The 17,669-nt window shown below is 61.6% G+C and carries 15 protein-coding genes; 6 read left to right on the forward strand and 9 right to left on the reverse strand.

What is annotated here, in order from left to right:
- Positions 1-5 precede the first annotated feature (5 nt).
- The 3 genes from ACODTY_RS10430 to ACODTY_RS10440 all read left to right on the forward strand — a co-directional run bounded on the left by ACODTY_RS10430 (position 6) and on the right by ACODTY_RS10440 (position 4,174).
- A complete protein-coding gene (locus tag ACODTY_RS10430; protein ID WP_488994197.1) occupies positions 6-1,394 on the forward strand; it encodes a glutamine synthetase family protein in 1,389 nt (462 codons plus the stop codon).
- Between the two features lie 75 nt (positions 1,395-1,469).
- Complete coding sequence (locus ACODTY_RS10435; RefSeq protein WP_488994198.1) at positions 1,470-2,705, forward strand: putative DNA modification/repair radical SAM protein; 1,236 nt, start codon at positions 1,470-1,472, stop codon at positions 2,703-2,705.
- A gap of 2 nt (positions 2,706-2,707) precedes the next feature.
- Positions 2,708-4,174 (forward strand): UdgX family uracil-DNA binding protein, encoded by a 1,467-nt coding sequence (locus ACODTY_RS10440; RefSeq protein ID WP_488994199.1) that lies wholly within the window; start codon positions 2,708-2,710, stop codon positions 4,172-4,174.
- A gap of 14 nt (positions 4,175-4,188) precedes the next feature.
- On the opposite strand, the gene ACODTY_RS10445 is transcribed toward ACODTY_RS10440, so the two are convergent.
- The 5 genes from ACODTY_RS10445 to ACODTY_RS10465 all read right to left on the reverse strand — a co-directional run bounded on the left by ACODTY_RS10445 (position 4,189) and on the right by ACODTY_RS10465 (position 9,188).
- Positions 4,189-4,710 (reverse strand): hypothetical protein, encoded by a 522-nt coding sequence (locus ACODTY_RS10445; protein ID WP_488994200.1) that lies wholly within the window; start codon positions 4,708-4,710, stop codon positions 4,189-4,191.
- Positions 4,711-4,776: 66 nt separating this feature from the next.
- Positions 4,777-6,033, reverse strand: a complete 1,257-nt coding sequence (locus tag ACODTY_RS10450) for a glycerate kinase type-2 family protein (protein WP_488994201.1) — start codon at positions 6,031-6,033, stop codon at positions 4,777-4,779.
- A 15-nt stretch (positions 6,034-6,048) separates the two neighbouring features.
- Positions 6,049-6,555: a heme-degrading domain-containing protein gene (locus ACODTY_RS10455; RefSeq protein ID WP_488994202.1), complete on the reverse strand. Its 507-nt coding sequence runs from the start codon at positions 6,553-6,555 to the stop codon at positions 6,049-6,051.
- A gap of 87 nt (positions 6,556-6,642) precedes the next feature.
- Positions 6,643-7,956, reverse strand: coding sequence for a guanine deaminase (gene guaD / locus ACODTY_RS10460; RefSeq protein ID WP_488994203.1), 1,314 nt, complete (start codon positions 7,954-7,956; stop codon positions 6,643-6,645).
- A 14-nt stretch (positions 7,957-7,970) separates the two neighbouring features.
- Positions 7,971-9,188 carry a urate hydroxylase PuuD gene (locus ACODTY_RS10465; RefSeq protein WP_488994204.1) on the reverse strand — a complete coding sequence of 406 codons (1,218 nt, stop codon included), beginning with the start codon at positions 9,186-9,188 and terminating at the stop codon, positions 7,971-7,973.
- 144 nt (positions 9,189-9,332) lie between these two features.
- Between ACODTY_RS10465 and ACODTY_RS10470 the strand changes: the two genes are divergently transcribed.
- Positions 9,333-10,253: a LysR family transcriptional regulator gene (locus ACODTY_RS10470; RefSeq protein WP_488994205.1), complete on the forward strand. Its 921-nt coding sequence runs from the start codon at positions 9,333-9,335 to the stop codon at positions 10,251-10,253.
- A 122-nt stretch (positions 10,254-10,375) separates the two neighbouring features.
- Complete coding sequence (gene dps, locus ACODTY_RS10475) at positions 10,376-10,864, forward strand: DNA starvation/stationary phase protection protein Dps (protein WP_488994206.1); 489 nt, start codon at positions 10,376-10,378, stop codon at positions 10,862-10,864.
- A 1-nt stretch (position 10,865) separates the two neighbouring features.
- On the opposite strand, the gene xdhC is transcribed toward dps, so the two are convergent.
- The 4 genes from xdhC to uraH are packed head-to-tail and all read right to left on the reverse strand — an operon-like array spanning position 10,866 to position 16,034.
- Positions 10,866-11,750, reverse strand: a complete 885-nt coding sequence (gene xdhC, locus ACODTY_RS10480) for a xanthine dehydrogenase accessory protein XdhC (RefSeq protein WP_488994207.1) — start codon at positions 11,748-11,750, stop codon at positions 10,866-10,868.
- Between the two features lie 57 nt (positions 11,751-11,807).
- A complete protein-coding gene (xdhB, locus tag ACODTY_RS10485; RefSeq protein WP_488994208.1) occupies positions 11,808-14,168 on the reverse strand; it encodes a xanthine dehydrogenase molybdopterin binding subunit in 2,361 nt (786 codons plus the stop codon).
- Between the two features lie 11 nt (positions 14,169-14,179).
- A complete protein-coding gene (gene xdhA, locus ACODTY_RS10490; RefSeq protein WP_488994209.1) occupies positions 14,180-15,661 on the reverse strand; it encodes a xanthine dehydrogenase small subunit in 1,482 nt (493 codons plus the stop codon).
- 1 nt (position 15,662) lies between these two features.
- Positions 15,663-16,034: a hydroxyisourate hydrolase gene (uraH, locus tag ACODTY_RS10495; RefSeq protein WP_488994210.1), complete on the reverse strand. Its 372-nt coding sequence runs from the start codon at positions 16,032-16,034 to the stop codon at positions 15,663-15,665.
- A 183-nt stretch (positions 16,035-16,217) separates the two neighbouring features.
- Here uraH and puuE point away from each other — a divergent pair, with 183 nt between their 5' ends.
- Positions 16,218-17,651, forward strand: a complete 1,434-nt coding sequence (puuE, locus tag ACODTY_RS10500) for an allantoinase PuuE (RefSeq protein ID WP_488994211.1) — start codon at positions 16,218-16,220, stop codon at positions 17,649-17,651.
- Positions 17,652-17,669 lie beyond the last annotated feature (18 nt).

The following is a 17,669-nucleotide window of genomic DNA, read 5'->3' on the forward strand; positions in this document are numbered from 1 at the left end:
TCATCATGACATCACCCTCGGGCTCGAAGCCCAGCGAAGCGCAGGCCTTTCTCGACCGGCATCCGGAGATCGAGGCCTTCGATATCGTCTTGATCGATGCCAACGGCGTCGGACGCGGCAAGATCGTGCGCCGGCACGAGCTGATGAGCATCTACGAAGATGGGCGGCATATGCCGATCTCGATCCTCGGCCTCGACATCACCGGCGAGGATGTCCACGAAACCGGACTGATCTGGGATTCAGGCGACGGCGACCTGCGCGCATGGCCACTTCCCGGCACGTTGGTGCCGCTCTACGGCACCAGCCCCGCGCGCGGGCAGGTTCTGATGGCGATGTATCACCTCGACGGTGCGCCGATGACCTCGGACCCGCGCCATGCATTGGCGCGGCAGGTCGAACTGCTCGCAAAGAAAGGGCTGCATCCGGCGGGCGCGTTCGAATTGGAGTTCTTCCTGCTCGCCAATGAGCGCGACGCAGACGGCAAGGTGCAGCCCGCCCGCGCCGTTCTGGACGGGCGCAAGAGCGGCAAGACCGAAGTCTATTCCGTCGATCATCTACACGGCATGGAGCCGCTCTTCTCCGACATCTATGCGGCCGCCAAGGAACAGGGCGTTCCGACCGAAACCGTGATCTCGGAATATGCGCCCGGCCAGTACGAACTGACCCTGCATTACCGCAAGGACGTGATGCGCGCCGCCGACGATCTCATCCTGCTCAAGCGCATTGTGCGCGCGCAGGCGCGCCGTCATGGCGTCACCGCCTGCTTCATGGCCAAGCCGATCGAGTCCTATGCCGGCTCGGGCATGCATTTCCACGTCTCGCTGCTCGACCGGGAAGACCGCAACGTGTTCACGGAAAAGGCCGGCGAAAGCTGGTCACCGCTTTTGCTCAACGCGCTTGGCGGGCTTGCCGCGACAATGGCGGAATCGATGCTGGTGTTCGCGCCACATGCCAATTCCTGGCGTCGCTTCGTCGCGCAATCCTATGCGCCGGTCGCGCCCACATGGGGCGTCAACAACCGCTCGGTGGCGCTGCGCGTGCCGGCGGGCGAAGCGAAGAACCGGCGCATCGAACACCGGCCTTCCGGCGTCGATGCCAACCCCTATCTGGTCGCGGCCACTGTTCTCGCCGGCATTTTGAAGGGGCTGGATGAAAAGCTCGATCCCGGTCCGGAAACCACGGGCAATGGCTACGAAGCCGCCGAGGAGGCGCGCAGCGCCATGCCGGCAGACTGGCGCGAGGCGATCAAGGCAGCGCAAGCCTCGCAATTCCTGAGGACGGCGCTCGGCGACGACCTGCACCGGACCTTCACCTCGATCAAATACGCCGAGTATCTGCGCGTGGCCCGCACGATCAGCGAGCTCGACTACCACCTCTATCTGCACGAAGTCTAAGACCGGACGGCGCCCCGTTTGCCAACTATGTCAAATTTAATAGCGCGGTAACCGAAAAGAACATATCATGAACAAATGGCTATGCTCACGCTTCGCGAAAAACTCGCCATCCTGTCGGATGCCGCCAAATACGACGCGTCCTGCGCTTCGTCCGGCTCGGCCAAGCGCGACTCGCTGAAGAGCGGCGGCATCGGCTCGACCGAAGGCATGGGCATCTGCCATTCCTACGCACCTGATGGCCGCTGCATCTCGCTTCTGAAAATCCTGCTGACCAATTTCTGCATCTATGATTGCAGCTATTGCATCAACCGGTCGTCCTCCAATGTGCGGCGCGCGCGGTTCTCCGTCGATGACGTGGTGCGGCTCACCATGGACTTCTATCGCCGCAACTACATTGAAGGCCTGTTCCTCTCATCCGGCGTCATCCGCTCGCCAGACGAGACGATGGGCGAAATGGTCGAGGTGGCGCGGCGGCTCAGGCTTGAGGAAAAATTCGGCGGCTACATTCATCTGAAAACTATTCCGGAATGCTCCGCCGAATTGATCGAGCGGGCCGGCCTCTATGCCGACAGGCTGTCCATCAACATCGAGCTTCCGACCGACGAAGGCGTGAAGAAGCTGGCGCCGGAAAAGAAGCCGGAAACCATCCGCCTTTCGATGGCCAAGCTGCGTGCGAAGATCGAGGAAAAGGCCGAGCCGACGCTGCGGACGAAGACGCGCGAACGCTTCGCACCCGGTGGCCAGTCAACGCAGATGATCGTCGGTGCTGACAAGACCAGCGACGATGGCATCCTGAAAACCAGCGCTCGGCTCTACAGCAGCTACCAGCTACGCCGCGTCTATTATTCCGCTTTCAGCCCGATCCCGGATTCGTCATCGGCGCTGCCTTCGCAAAAGCCGCCGCTGATGCGCGAACACCGGCTTTACCAAGCCGATTGGCTGATGCGGTTCTACGGCTTCGGGCAAGGCGAAATCCTGCAGGGCACGACCGACGGCATGCTGGACCTTGCCATCGACCCAAAGCTTGCCTGGGCGCTGCGCAATCGCGGGCAGTTTCCGGTGGACGTCAACCGCGCATCGCGGGAGATGCTGCTACGCGTGCCGGGGCTTGGCACAAAGGTGGTGGACCGCATTTTGCAGACACGCCGGCATCGCCGCCTGCGGCTGGAAGACGTGGGCCGTGTGGCGAATTCGATTGCCAAGCTCAGGCCGTTCATCATCGCCGAAGGGTGGTCGCCCGGAGCGATGACGGACAAGGCGGCGCTGCGCCAGACAATCGTGCGGTCTTGCGAGCAACTGGCGTTGTTTTGACCATGCAGACGATGCAACTCGCCTTCACCCCGTTCAGCGTCGCGCTTGCCAGCGAAACCGATTTCGCCGGCTGGCGAAATGCGGCGCGGAAACTCGCTTTGAACGATATCAATCCGCAAGCCGTAACCTGGGCCGTCGATGCAAGCGCCGCCAGGGAGGAGGAAACGCTTCCTGAAGCGCCGGAAAGGGCGCATCTCGACGTGCCGCGCAGCTTCGTCTCCCGAGCCGAGGCCGTCATCTGCCACAGCGATCCGGAACGTTTCGCGCTGCTCTACCGCATGCTTTGGCGCTTGCGACGAGAGCCCAAACTCCTGGACATCGCTTCCGACCCCGATGTTCGCCGCTTCGAGGCGATGGAGAAGGCGGTCGGGCGCGACATACATAAGATGCGCGCCTTTGTACGCTTTCGCCGTTTCGAAACCAGCAATGGCGAGCATTTCGTGGCCTGGTTCGAACCATCGCATTTCATCGTCGAGCGCAACGCCAGCTTTTTCGTGCGCCGCTTCACCGGCATGTGCTGGACCATTTTGACGCCTTACGCCTCGGCAAGCTGGAACGGCGAAACCCTTTCCATCGGACCCGGCGCAGCGAAAGCGGATGCCCCAGCCGAGGATGCCGCAGAAGAGCTGTGGCAAACCTATTTCCAGAACATCTTCAACCCGGCGCGGCTGAAGGTGCAGGCGATGCAAAAGGAGATGCCCAAGAAATACTGGCGGAACCTGCCCGAGGCCGCGCTCATTCCTGACCTGATCGCAGGCGCGGATGAGGCCGCCAAAGAGATGATTGCCCGCATGCCGACACAACCCGCATCACACCACGCCAAGGTGCAGGCTTTGCACTGGCCGGTCCCGGATACTCATGCCGAGAACGACGATGGAAACTATGCCTCGCTTGATGCCATGCGTGAAGCCGCCAAGGGCTGCCGGCGCTGCCCTCTCTGGCGCGATGCCACTCAAACTGTGTTTGGAGACGGCCCGCCAGATGCCGAAGTGATGTTTGTCGGCGAACAGCCGGGCGACCAGGAAGACATCGCCGGCAAAGCTTTTGTCGGACCGGCTGGCAAGGTGTTCGACGGGATTCTCGATGATGCAGGCATCGACCGGCAAAAAACCTACGTCACCAACGCGGTCAAGCATTTCAAGTTCGAACCGCGCGGCAAGCGTCGCATCCATTCCAAGCCGAACGCAGGCGAAGTCCAGGCTTGCCGATGGTGGCTCGACAAGGAACTGGCGCTTGTAAAGCCCCGTCTGGTCGTGGCGCTTGGCGCCACCGCTGCACTCTCCCTGCTCGGCAGGAGCATTGCAGTGACGAAAATGCGCGGCGAAGTGGTCGAACGCGAAGACGGTTTGCGCGTTTTCATCACCATCCACCCCTCGTTCATCCTGCGCATTCCCGACGAAGCAGAAAAGCAAGCGGAACGCGGACGCTTCCTCAACGACATGCGGGCCGTGAAACGGCTGATGGGCTAAACCCGCGGCAGCGGTCAACCTGCCTGATTTCCATCCAGGCGGGATGCGGATCGCCTGCCGATTGCCTCGGTCAACGTCTTGCACACCGCACGGACTTTTTCCTCATCGTTGCTCTCGCTGACGATGATCGAGCGGCCTGCCGGAGTGATCACGCGGCAGCGGAAATACGGATCGCCTTCGGAATCCTTGTCACGAATAACAACCGGCTCGGCCATCACCCTGAGCGAGAAGGTTTCCGTGCTTCGGCGCAACAGCCATCTCTCGTTCACGGTCACCTGACCGTTGACGATGGTCATGCGGAATCTCGGCATTCCAAAAAAGGAACTGCAGCCACCCAAGCCAAATAGCCAAAACAGGGCGAGAATTGCCCATTCAACCGCCGGATCATATTGGCGAAAGCCGCCGTCGCGCATGAAGATGTAGGTGAACAGGCAAAGGATGCCGGTCCAGATGGCCATGAAGACCCATCCGGCAATCGCCATATTGTTGCGAAATTCCAGCCGCTCGTCGCGCAGTTGCCGTGCCCTCACACGCAATGACAGCCACTGTCTACATGAGGATCGTTAAGCTTGCGCGCGACTACTCGCGAAAGTTTTCAGCAATTACCGGATCAGAATCGCCCGCAGATCATTGACGTTGGTGCCGGTCGGGCCGGGCACGAACAGGTCGCCAACGGAATTGAACGCGGTCCAGGCATTGTTGCCGGCCAGCATCGCCTTGGCGTCGACACCGGCCGCCCGCATGCGCGCCACTGTGGAACCATTGGCGAAAGCGCCGGCGTTGTCTTCCGAGCCGTCGATGCCGTCAGTGTCGGCTGCAAGCGCCTCGATGCCGTCATGACCATCGATGCCGATGGCGAAGGCCAGCAGGAACTCGCTGTTGCGGCCGCCCTTGCCTTTCGCGCGCAGCGTCACCGTCGTCTCGCCGCCGGAAAGCAGCAACACAGGCTTCTTGAAAGGCCGGTTGCGGGTCGCGATCTCGCGGGCGATTGCCGCATGTACCGAGCCAACTTCGCGTGCCTCGCCTTCAAGCGAATCCGACAGGATCATCGCCTCGATGCCCTGCCGCTTGGCCTCGGCCGCAGCGGCTTCAAGCGAAACAGAGGCGGACGCAATGACCTGCACTTCGTTGCGGGCGAAACGCTTGTCCTTCGGGTCCGGTGCGTCCGCCGCCGGCGAATTGATGTGCGCCATGACGGCGGCCGGAAGCTTCATGCCGTAGGTTTCGATTGCCTTCAGCGCATCGGCGCGGCTTCCGGTGCTGGGCACCGTCGGACCGGACGCCACAAGTGCCGGGTCATCGCCCGGAATGTCCGACACAACCAGCGACACCACCTTGGCCGGGTAGGCTGCCGCTGCCAGCCTGCCGCCCTTGACCGTCGAGATGTGCTTGCGAATGGTGTTCATGGCGGAAATCGGCGCGCCGGAGGCGAGCAGCGCCTGATTGACGGCGATTTCGTCGTCAAGCGTCAGGCCCTCGGCCGGAGCGGCCAAAAGCGCCGAGCCGCCGCCGCATACCAGCGCGATGACCAGATCGTCTTCGGTCAGGCCAGATACTTTTTCCATCACGCGCTTTGCGGCTTCCAGGCCCGCCACGTCCGGAACCGGATGCGAGGCCTCGACAACTTCCAGATGCTTCGTCGGCGCGCTGTAGCCGTAGCGCGTGACGATCAGGCCATCGACAGGTCCATCCCAGACATTCTCGAAGGCGGCAGCCATCTGCGCCGCGCCCTTGCCGGCGCCGATGACGATCGTCCTGCCTTTCGGCTTGGCCGGCAGATGGTCGCGAATGGTCTTTTCCGGATCGGCGGCTGCCACGGCGGCGTCGAAGATGGATGTCAGGAAGCGCTTGGAATCCATGCAGGGGTCGCTCTTCTAGTTGGATTTCTGGGCAGGCAAAGACAGTTTGTCACGATCATGGCCGAGATGATCGCACAAGGCATCGACGACGACGCCATGATCGTCCCGCTCCGGCAAGCCGGACACGGCGATGACGCCGATCACGCCAGCGCCCTTCACAGTGATGGGAAAGCCGCCGCCGGCGAGCACATAGTCGGCGACGTCCAGCCCCTCGCCCACCTTGAAGGTGCGATCCGGGCGATCCTGTTCAAGCACCATGCGATAGGTGCTTTTCAGGAAGCGCTTGACGACATTGTACTTGCGCCGCGCCCATTCGGGGTTCGCACCAGTTGAACCGGGCATCGCGGCATAAAAAAGCGGCCGGTCGAAAGTGCGGATATCGACGATGACGGGCAGGTTTTCCTTGAGCGCGCGGGCGCGGATGGCGGAGCCAATAGCGAAAGCCGCCTGCTCGTCGAAGGCATCGAAGACAAGCGTCGCCTCCTGGCGCTTGATGGTCTCGATGTCGTCGGCGACGGCCATCGGCACTCCTCCCGGAAAGTCGCCAGACGCTTTGGCCGATCAGTGTCGCTGGGTCAAGCGGGAGTTGGGCCAGGCGGGCGATTCGCCTCAGGAGGCGAGTTCGCTCTTGGCCGGGTTTCCGGCGATGTAGACCTCGCGTATGGCGCGGTCGTCACCAACCGTCTGCAACAGGAAAAGCTCTTCTGCCAGCGTCCTGACAGTTTCCATTCTAAGCCGCGTAACCGGCGTCGCGCCCGCATCGAGAACGATGATGTCGGCATCCGTGCCGACGTCCAGCGTGCCCACCTTGTCGGCAATCGAAAGCGCCTCGGCATTGCCGCGCGTGATCTGCCAGAACGACTGGAACGGGTTCAGCTTTTCGCCCTGCAAGGCGATGATCTTGTAGCCCTCATCCATGGTGCGCAGCATGGAATAGTTAGTGCCGCCACCAACATCCGTCGCCGTTGCGATACGGACCGGATTGTGGCGCGAGCGCATGCGCTGATAGGGGAACAGGCCGGAACCGAGGAAAAGGTTCGAGGTCGGGCAGAATACGGCAATCGAGCCCGCAGCCGAAAGCGCGTCCGCCTCGCGCTCCGAGAGATGGATGCAATGGCCGAGCAGGGTCTTCGATCCCATCAGCCCGTAGTGCTCGTAGACGTCGGTGTAGTCCTTCGACCACGGATAAAGTTCCTGGGTAAAGGCGATCTCGGCATGATTTTCCGACAGATGCGTCTGGACATGCAGGTCCGGAAATTCGCGCGCAAGCGCGCCGGCCATTTCCATCTGCTCGGGCGTGGAGGTAATGGCGAAGCGCGGCGTGATCGCATAGTGCTGCCGGCCCTTGCCGTGCCATTCGCCGATCAGCGCCTTGGTGTCGTCATAGCCGGATTGCGGCGTGTCGGTTAGCCCGTCCGGCGCATTGCGATCCATCATCACCTTGCCGGCGATGTTCAGCATATTGCGCCCATGCGACTCGGCAAAGAAGGCGTCTGCCGACGATTTGTGTACAGAGCAGTAGGCCGCAACCGTCGTGGTGCCGTGGCGGATCACTTCATCGAGGAACAGGCGGGCGATGCGGCGGCCATGCTGCGCGTTCTCGAACTTGGTTTCCTCGGGAAACGTGTAGGTGTTCAGCCACTCCAGCAGCTCGGCGCCATAGCTGGCGAGGATCTGCATCTGCGGGAAATGCATGTGCGCGTCGATGAAGCCGGGCAGCAAAAGATGCGGACGATGGTCGATGACCTTGACGCCCTCGCCCGCCTGCTTGGCAACTTCGGCATAGGCGCCGGCGGCAACGATCTTGCCGTCACGCAGCAAAAGCCCGCCGTCCTCCTCGTAGCGATAGGCGGCGTGGTCGTCGATTGTTTCGGGCCATCGCAGGAAGGAAAGCGTGCGGCCGCGCAGGAGGGTGGTGGTCATCTGGCTAACCGCCATCACTTCTTCGCTTCTTCGAACCATGCAACCAGCATGGCGCGTTCCTTGTCGGTCATCTGGGTGACGTTGGCTGGCGGCATGGCATGGCTGCGCCCGGCCTGCAGGTAGATTTCCTTGGCATGCGCGGCAATGCCGGCATCGGTATCCAGCACAACACCCTTGGGCGCATGATAGATGCCTTCATAGGACGGCTCGGTGGCATGGCACATGGCGCAACGGCCGAGCACGGTATCGCGCACGACCGGGAAATGCGCTGAAGCGACGAATTGCTCGCCCGCCGCGCTCACCTTGGTTTCGCCGGTCAGAACCTTCGGTACGGTCGAGAGCCAGATGATGATGACGAACAGGATGGCGGCAGCGAGCCACGTCCAGGTCGGGTTGCCCTTGCGCGCATGCTGGCTGTTGAAGAAGTGCCGGATCAACACGCCGATGATGAACACCAGCGAGGCGATGACCCAGTTGAACTGGGTGCCGAACGCCAGCGGATAATGGTTCGACAGCATCAGGAACAGCACGGGCAGCGTCAGGTAGTTGTTGTGGACCGAGCGCTGCTTGGCGATCTTGCCGTATTTCGGATCAGGCTTGCGGCCGGCGATGAGGTCGGCGACGACGATCTTCTGGTTCGGAATGATGACCATGAAGACGTTGGCCGACATGATCGTGGCGGTGATGGCGCCAAGATGCAGGAAGGCGGCTCGGCCGGTGAACAGATGCGTCAGGCCCCAGGCGATCACCACCAGAACGCCGTAGAGAAGCAACATCAGGCCGGTATCGCTCTTGCCGAGGAAAAGCCTGCACAAGAGATCGTAGAACAGCCAGCCGACGCCGATGGTGGCTAGCGAAATGCCAATGCCGACCGGCACGGAAACGTCAAGCACGTTGGGATCGATCAGGAACAGGTCCGCCCCCGCATAGTAGACCACGCACAGAAGCGCGAAGCCCGACAGCCAGGTGGCGTAGGATTCCCATTTGAACCAGGTCAAATGTTCCGGCATCTCCGCCGGAGCTACGAGGTATTTCTGGATGTGGTAGAAGCCGCCGCCGTGAACCTGCCATTCCTCACCATACGCGCCCGCCGGCAGGCCAGGCCGCTGGCGCAAGCCCAAATCCAGAGCCACGAAATAAAAGGACGAGCCGATCCAGGCGATGGCGGTGATGACATGCAGCCAGCGCACGCCGAATGCCAACCAATCCCAGAATATCGCGAAGTCCAGCATGGTCCATCCCTTCCTGCCTAGCATCGGACATTACCGGCAGCCCACGCTAAACGAAAAGAGGCGGGAAATACGATGACTTTCAAAAAAAATTGGAAAATACTATGGTCATTCTACGCAGCCCGATGAGAGCCACGAAACCAGCGCATGGCCTATCTCGACAATATCTCCGTCTTCGTCCGCGTCGTGGAACTTGGCAACCTTTCGGCAGCGGGGCGCGACATGCGCATTTCGCCGGCGGTGGCATCCAACCGCATCAAGGAACTTGAAAAGCACCTCGGTGTCAGGTTGTTCAACCGCACAACGCGCCAGCTTATGCCGACCGAGCACGGCACCGTGTTCTACAACGGGGCAAAGCAGGTGCTCGACGCGATCATTGAGGCGGAAGCCGCGGTTTCCGCGCTTTCCGGCCAGCCGCGGGGCACCATTCGCGTAACTGCTCCGCTCGGCCTCGGGCGTCGCCTGATCGCTTCGGGCATTCCCGACTTCCACGACAAATACCCCGATATCGAAGTCCGGCTGCGCCTGTCCGACCACAATGTCGATATCCTGAAGGAAGGCATCGACGTTGCGTTCCGGCTGGGCGTCATTGAGGACTCATCGCTGCGCCTTCGCGGCATCTTGGACTGCGAACGCGTCCTGGTCGCATCGCCTCAATATCTCGAAGCGCGCGGAGAGCCGCAGGACATTCAGGAACTCATCGGCAAGAAACATGATTGCCTGATGCTGCGCTATCCGGGTTCACGCGAATTCTACTGGATGCTGCAGACGGAAAACGGCGCGCAGAAATTCGAATTCCGCGGCCCCTTCGACAGCGACGACGGCGATGTCCTCACCGGCTGGGCCGTGGCCGGGCGCGGCATCGTCAACAAGCCGCGTTTCGAAGTGGCTCCCTATCTGCGCGATGGACGGTTGCGCGTCATCCTGCCGAAGACGCCGCCGACCCCCGTCCAGCTTGCCGCGGTCTATCCGCACAAGAAACTGCAAGATCCCAAGGTGCGCCTGCTGCTCGATTTCATGGCAGAGCGCTGCCAGAAACTGATCCGCGACATTCTGGCCGACGGCTGAGCGTTCAGGGAACAAATTTCCTTCCTATATGTTGTTTGGAACGTGCCATTTCGCGCGCATTCCAAACCTTTTGCGCCCACCGCACAGGCTTTTATGACCAATCCATCAGGCAGGAGAATACGATGGCCACCATCGCCACGAGAAACGACCTGAAATCAAACACCCGCAATACCTCGATAGACATCCTCAACGCACGGCTTGTTGAGGCCATTGATCTGGCGTTGATCACCAAGCAGGCCCACTGGAACGTCAAAGGTCCGCAGTTCATCGCCATTCATGAAATGCTGGACACTTTCCGCACGGAACTCGACGGTCATGTCGACACCATCGCCGAGCGCGCTGTCCAGCTTGGCGGAACCGCGATCGGCACATCGCAGGAAGTGGCTAAAAAGACGTCACTGAAGCCCTACCCGACCGACATCCACAAAACCAAGGATCATCTGGCGGCGCTCATCGACCGCTATGCCGACGCCGGCAAGTCGGCCCGCAAGGCGATAGACGAGACCGACGAAGCGGGCGATGCCGACAGCGCCGACATCTTCACCGCCTATTCGCGCTCGCTCGACAAATTGCTTTGGTTCCTGGAAGCCCATACCCAGGAAAAAGAATAAATCAGCCTATTCTTTCCTTCGCCGCACCGGCGCGCGCCATGTCGAGGGCGAAGGCCGTCATGATCTCGGCTGCCGCAAGTGCCGCGATCACCGATGGCCGCTTGTCCTTCACGGCCTCGCCCCCGATCGGTGACACGAGGCGGGCAAATTCCGCCTCGGTTCCGCCTGCGGTTTTCAGGAACCAGCTCTTGAACGTCGCCTTCTTGGTCTTGGATCCGATCATGCCGACATAAGCCGTATCCGGCCGTTGCAGCGCCTCGGCTGCGATCAGGAAATCGAGCGCATGGTCGTGCGTCAGGATGGCGAAAGCCGAACCCGCTGGCGCTTCCCTCACCACCTCTTCCGGCACTGGCGTCAACCTCGCTTCGACGCCTTGCGCCAATCCGTCGAATGCTTCGGGACGTGTATCGACGATTGTCGTCTGCACCGGCATCAAGGCGCATGCCGCCGCCATCGCATGGCCGACATGACCGCCGCCGAAAATATAGAGGTGCGGCAAGCGTTCCTCCTCGCCCAGTTCGCGCTCTACGAGGCTATCCGCGATCTCGGGATCGCCAAGGCGGATCGACACTGCCACGCGACCGCCGCAGCACTGTCCGATTTCCGGACCGAGCGGGATATCCAGCATTGTTCCGAAGCTGTCGGGATGCAACGAGGCCGGCTTGCCGTTCTTGCCGCGCCGCGGGCGCAACAACTGCCTCGCCTTGTCGATGGCCATATATTCAAGTTGGCCGCCGCCAATCGTGCCGTGGGTTCGGGTCGGCGAAACCAGCATTGCAGCGCCCGTCTCGCGTGGCGTGGACCCCTTGGTGCCGGCCACTTCAACCAGGGCAAAGCGTTTCGCGTCAGTCAAAAAAGCCTTCAGGCTTTGCAGATTCGAGGACATGACCTTCATTCCCTCATGGGAATATAGCATCTTTCATAGATAATTTCTTCAAGCCCATCACGCAGCACCGCGAACCATAGCTTTCAGCCGCTCCACGGCCATCAACACACGTTCGGGCGTCGCCGGGGCGTCGAGCTTCGGACAGATCTTGTGATCGGCTACGCTCGCAACCGCATCAGCCAGCGCGTGAAGCACGGCAAGGCCAAGCGGCAACGGCGGCTCGCCGACGGCCTTCGAGCGATGCACCGTCGGCTCATAGGCTTCCGACCAGTTCGTCAGCGCGACATTGAAAATCTTCGGCCGGTCCGATGCGAGCGGGATCTTGTAGGTCGAAGGCGCGTGCGTGCGCAGGCGGCCCTTGTCGTCCCAGACAAGCTCTTCCGTCGTCAGCCAACCCATGCCTTGCACGAAACCGCCCTCGATCTGGCCGATGTCGATAGCAGGATTGAGCGAGCGGCCAGTGTCGTGAAGGATATCGGTGCGCTCCACCACATATTCGCCGGTCAGCGTATCGACCGAGACTTCGGAGCAGGCCGCGCCATAGGCGTAGTAATAGAAGGCATGGCCTTTGCCCCGGCTGCGATCCCAGTGAATCTTCGGCGTCTTGTAGAAGCCGGCCGCCGACAGATGAACGCGCGCGATATAGGCCTGCTTCACAAGCTCGGCAAAGCTGATCTCCTCGTTGCCGACGCGGATCCGATTGGGCAGGAATACAACCTGTTCCTTCGGGATCTGGTGCGTTTCGGCGGCAAAATCGATCAACCGGTTCTTGATCTGGCGAGCCGCATCCTGCGCCGCCATGCCGTTGAGATCGGCGCCCGACGATGCGGCCGTCGGCGAGGTATTCGGCACCTTGGCGGTCGTCGTCGCCGTGATCTTCACCTGATCGATGTCGATCTGGAATTCCTCGGCCACCACCTGCGCCACCTTGAGATGCAGGCCCTGCCCCATCTCGGTGCCGCCGTGGTTCATGTGCACCGAACCGTCGGTGTAGACATGCACCAGTGCGCCAGCCTGGTTGGACTCGGTCTTGGTGAAGGAAATGCCGAACTTGACCGGCGTCAGCGCCAGGCCGCGCTTGATGTAGCGGCTGTTGGCATTGAAAGCCGCAATCTCGCGGCGGCGGCCGGCATAGTCGGCGCTTTCCTCGAGTTCGGCCACGATGCGCTGGATGATGCAATCCTCGACCTTCTGGTGATAGGGCGTCACGTTGCGGTGGCCCTTGGTTCCCATCGGGTCATAGAAATTGAGCTTGCGGATCTCGAGCGGGTCCTTGCCCACCGCGAAGGCCACTTCATCGATGACGCGCTCGGCCCCGACCATGCCTTGCGGGCCGCCGAAACCGCGAAAGGCGGTGTTCGACACCGTGTTGGTATAGAGCGGCGCCGAACGCGCATGCACATGCGGATAGAAATAGGCGTTGTCGCAGTGAAACAGCGCGCGGTCGCCGACCGGGCCAGACAAGTCGGCGGAGAAGCCGCTGCGCAAGGCATACATGTAGTCGATGGCGAGGATGTTGCCCTCGTCATCGAAGCCGACATCGTAGTCGATGACGAAATCGTGCCGCTTTCCCGTCGCGGTCATGTCCTCGTCGCGGTCCATACGCACCTTGACGGCACGCTTAAGCTTCTTGGCCGCAATGGCGGCTAGGGCCGCGCACTGGTTGGCCTGGGTTTCCTTGCCACCGAAACCGCCGCCCATGCGGCGCACCTCAACGGTCACGGCATGGCTCGGCACGCCGAGCGCATGGGCAACGAGGTGCTGGGTTTCGCTCGGGCCTTGCGTCGAGCAATAGACCAAGACCTCGTCATCCTCGCCGGGAACGGCCAGCGACACTTGCCCTTCGAGATAGAAATGATCCTGTCCGCCGAGGCGCATGCGTCCCTTGATGCGGCGCGGCGAGGCTTCAAGCGCAATTTCCGGCTCGCCGCGTTTCAGGATAAGCGGCGTGGTCACCAGCTTGTCGTTCAACGGATCTAGGTTGCCGATGTCGATGATGGTCGGCAGTTCTTCATATTCAATCTTGGCAAGGCGCGCGGCATGGCGGGCCTGCTCGCGGGTTTCGGCTATCACGCAGAAAATCGGTTGGCCGTGGAACTGGACCTTGTCTTCGGCAAGCACCGGATCGTCATGCATGCCGCTCGGCGAAATATCGTTTTCGCCCGGAACATCGGCATAGGTCAGAACATCGACCACGCCCGGAGCCGAGCGCACCGCCGAAAGGTCGACCGACTTCAGCAGCGCATGGGTAACGGAAGAAAGCCCAAAGCCGGCATGCAGCGTTCCGCTCGGCTCGACGATATCATCGATATAGATGGCCGTGCCGGTGACGTGCTTGTGTGCTGAATCGTGGCGCTGGTTGGAATGAACGCCACCTGCGATCTTTTCTGCCTTGAGGTTGGGTGTGTGCTTGGTCATGGCCATCTGCCTCACGCGGCCCGGTGCCGCGAAACCTGTAATGGTGCGCCGCTATCCTGTGTTTCGGCAAAGAAACGCCGCAAAAGGTTTTTCGATGCAAGCATGCGATAGTCTGCGGTCGCGCGCATGTCGCTCAGCGGCGCGTAATCCTGCGGATAGGCTTCGATCGCGGCATCCACGGTCGCATCCGTCCACGGCTTGCCGAGAAGTGCCGCTTCCACCGTCTTGGCCCGCTTCGGCGTCGCCGCCATGCCGCCATAGGTTATGCGAACGGTCTCGACCGTGCCATCCTTGGCAAGCGTCAGGTAGAACGCGCCCAGCGCTGCGGTGATGTCTTCGTCACGCCGCTTTGAAATCTTGTAGACGGCAAAGCGGTCGCCCTTTGCGGGTATGGGAACATGCACGGCCTCCACGAATTCGCCGGGCTGGCGATCCTGCTTTCCATAGGCGATGAAGAACTCCTCGAGCGGGATCGTGCGGCTTTGCTTGCCCTTGCGCAGCGTCAGCCGCGAACCGAGCGAAATCAGCGGCGGAGGGCTGTCGCCGATCGGCGAGCCGTTGGCGATGTTGCCGCCGATGGTGCCCATATTGCGCACCTGCTGGCCGCCAATGCGGTTGATGAGCGCGCCGAGCGCCGGGATGCGGGCAGCCAGAAGGTCGAACGCTTCGGTATAGGTAACGCCCGCGCCGATGGTGATGACACCGTCGCGCTCGCTGATCGAGCGCAGCCCTTCGATCTTGCCGATGAACACGACCGGAGAAATGTCGCGCATCATCTTGGTCACCCAAAGCCCGACATCGGTCGAGCCGGCAACCACCGTCGCCTTGGGCTCGGCTTCAAGAACGTCGGCGAGATCGTCGACGCTGGCCGGCACGATCAGGCGGTGCTTGCCTTCGCCGATCTCGACACGCGCGCCATCGTCCATGGCGGAAAGCTTGGCGTGGATCGCCGCCCGCTCCTTCGCCAGCGGATCATTGGCAACCTTGCCATAGGTCGATATGGCGCGTCCCGCGCGCAGGATCGCCTCATAGCCGGTGCAGCGGCACAGATTGCCCTGCAACGCCTTTTCGATGTCGAGATCGTTCGGCTTGGGCGTCTTCATCCAGAGGCCATAGAGCGACATGACGAAGCCCGGCGTGCAGAAGCCGCATTGCGAACCGTGGAAATCGATCATGGCCTGCTGGACCGGATGCAGATGGCCGGCATCGGCACTGACATGCTCGACCGTCACGACATGGCAGGCGTCGAGCGAGCCTACGAAACGGATGCAGGCATTGACGCTTTCATAGACGAGTTCCTTGCCGACACGCTTGCCGACCAGAACGGTACAAGCGCCGCAGTCGCCCTCGGCGCAACCTTCCTTGCTGCCCTTGAGGTTCTTCGACAGGCGCAGCCAATCGAGCAGCGTCTGGTCCGGCGCGACATTCTTCAACGACACATCGCGGTCGTTGAGGATGAAGCGGATTTCGTTGCGAACCTTCACGTCAGCCATGTCAGCTCCCCCTGTAGGTCGAATATCCGTAGGGCGAGATCAGAAGCGGCACGTGATAATGCTTTTGCTCCGCCATGCCGAAGCGGATCGGCACACGGTCGAGGAAGGCGGGCTCGGGCAGCTTCGTGCCCTGCCGCCGCAGATAATCACCAGCCGCGAAGACCAGTTCGTATTCACCGGTGCGGAAATCAGCGCCCGCAAGCAGCGGCGCGTCGCAACGGCCATCGGCATTGGTGACGACCGTCTTCAAATGGGTGCGCGTTTCGCCATTCACCTTGAAGAACTCGATCGAAAGGCCTTCTGCGGGCTTGCCGCTGGCCGTATCGAGGACATGCGTCGTCAAACGCCCGCCGTCTTGCGCGGTTCCTCCCAATTCATCGCCTCCCATTCCGGTACATCAAAACACGAGAGATTGGATTGTGCGCCATTTAACTGCGTAGCATAAGAGCCGGTCGAGCGGAGCAGCCCAAAAACACTTTCAAAATTTTTGGGGGGAATATGAGCCTCTCCCTTTGATACTCTGGCATGGAAACTATGAAGTCGGGAGCAGTCCAACATGCGTTACCAGCGTGACATGCGTGGCTATGGCGCCAATCCGCCGGACGCCAAATGGCCAGGCGGGGCGCATGTCGCGGTACAGTTCGTCCTCAACTACGAAGAGGGTGGCGAAAACTGCGTCCTGCATGGCGACAAGGCATCCGAAGCCTTCCTGTCCGAGATCACCGGTGCGGCACCCTGGGTCGGCCAGCGCCACTGGAATATGGAATCGATCTACGAATACGGCTCGCGCGCCGGCTTCTGGCGGCTGCACCGCCTGTTCACCAGCGCGGCGATCCCCGTCACCATCTATGGCGTCGCGGCGGCGCTTGCCCGTTCCCCCGACCAGGTCACAGCCATGCAGGAAGCCGGCTGGGAGATCGCCACGCACGGGCTGAAATGGATCGACTATCGCGACCACTCGCCCGAGGCCGAGCTCAAGGATATCGACGAAGCAATCCGCCTGCACACGGAAGTCACCGGCGAGCGCCCCACCGGCTGGTACACCGGCCGCACCTCCGAAAACACCGTCCCGCTCGTCGCCAAGCTTGGTGGCTTCGACTATATCTCGGATACCTATGACGACGACCTGCCCTACTGGCTCGACCATGACGGCCACGGCAACGCCATCGCGCCCCAGCTCATCATTCCCTACACGCTGGACGCCAACGACATGCGCTTCGGCATCCAGGCCGGCTTCTCCAATGGCGAGCAATTCTACAGCTACCTGAAGGACGCCTTCGATTCCCTCTATGCCGAGGGCAAGGCGGGCCGCCCCAAGATGATGACCATCGGCCTGCATTGCCGCCTGATCGGTCGGCCGGGCCGCGTCGCGGCGCTGCAGCGCTTCGTCGACTATGTGAAAAGCCATGACAAGGTCTGGCTGCCGCGCCGCATCGACATCGCGCGCCACTGGCAGCAACACCATCCTTACGAGGCCGCGGCACTTCGCCCGTCGCGCATGAGCAAGGCGGATTTCGTGAAAAGCTTCGGCGGCGTGTTCGAACATTCGCCGTGGATCGCGGAACGCGCCTACGAACTGGAACTCGGACCCGCGCATGACAGCGCCGGCGGCCTGCACAACGCGCTCTGCCGTGTTTTCCGTTCGGCCAGCGATACCGAACGGCTCGGCGTCCTGAAGGCGCATCCCGATCTCGCCGGCAAGCTGGCCGCCGCCAGACAACTGACGCCGGAATCGACCAGGGAACAGGCGTCCGCCGGCCTCGACGCCCTTACGACCAAGGAGCGCGAGCTGTTTTCCAAGCTCAATGCCGCCTACGTCACCAATTTCGGCTTCCCCTTCATCATCGCCGCCAAGGGCCGGACCAAGGACGAAATCCTGGCCGAGTTCGAGGCCCGCATCGGCAATGACCGCGACACCGAACTGAAGACCGCCTGCAAACAGGTCGAGCGTATCGCCCTTTTGCGCCTGAAAGACATGCTGCCCCTCTAGGATTCGATCTATGGATAT

The organism is Mesorhizobium sp. FG116, assembly GCF_057809835.1.

Excerpts from the sequence above, each read along its gene's own strand:
- ACODTY_RS10430 (WP_488994197.1), top strand. The coding sequence starts at position 6 with ATGACATCACCCTCGGGCTCGAAGCCCAGCGAAGCGCAGGCCTTTCTC.
- ACODTY_RS10435 (WP_488994198.1), top strand. The coding sequence starts at position 1,470 with ATGGCTATGCTCACGCTTCGCGAAAAACTCGCCATCCTGTCGGATGCC.
- ACODTY_RS10440 (WP_488994199.1), top strand. The coding sequence starts at position 2,708 with ATGCAGACGATGCAACTCGCCTTCACCCCGTTCAGCGTCGCGCTTGCC.
- ACODTY_RS10450 (WP_488994201.1), bottom strand. The coding sequence starts at position 6,033 with ATGGATTCCAAGCGCTTCCTGACATCCATCTTCGACGCCGCCGTGGCA.
- ACODTY_RS10455 (WP_488994202.1), bottom strand. The coding sequence starts at position 6,555 with ATGGCCGTCGCCGACGACATCGAGACCATCAAGCGCCAGGAGGCGACG.
- guaD (WP_488994203.1), bottom strand. The coding sequence starts at position 7,956 with ATGACCACCACCCTCCTGCGCGGCCGCACGCTTTCCTTCCTGCGATGG.
- ACODTY_RS10465 (WP_488994204.1), bottom strand. The coding sequence starts at position 9,188 with ATGCTGGACTTCGCGATATTCTGGGATTGGTTGGCATTCGGCGTGCGC.
- ACODTY_RS10470 (WP_488994205.1), top strand. The coding sequence starts at position 9,333 with ATGGCCTATCTCGACAATATCTCCGTCTTCGTCCGCGTCGTGGAACTT.
- dps (WP_488994206.1), top strand. The coding sequence starts at position 10,376 with ATGGCCACCATCGCCACGAGAAACGACCTGAAATCAAACACCCGCAAT.
- xdhC (WP_488994207.1), bottom strand. The coding sequence starts at position 11,750 with ATGTCCTCGAATCTGCAAAGCCTGAAGGCTTTTTTGACTGACGCGAAA.
- xdhB (WP_488994208.1), bottom strand. The coding sequence starts at position 14,168 with ATGACCAAGCACACACCCAACCTCAAGGCAGAAAAGATCGCAGGTGGC.
- xdhA (WP_488994209.1), bottom strand. The coding sequence starts at position 15,661 with ATGGCTGACGTGAAGGTTCGCAACGAAATCCGCTTCATCCTCAACGAC.
- puuE (WP_488994211.1), top strand. The coding sequence starts at position 16,218 with ATGCGTTACCAGCGTGACATGCGTGGCTATGGCGCCAATCCGCCGGAC.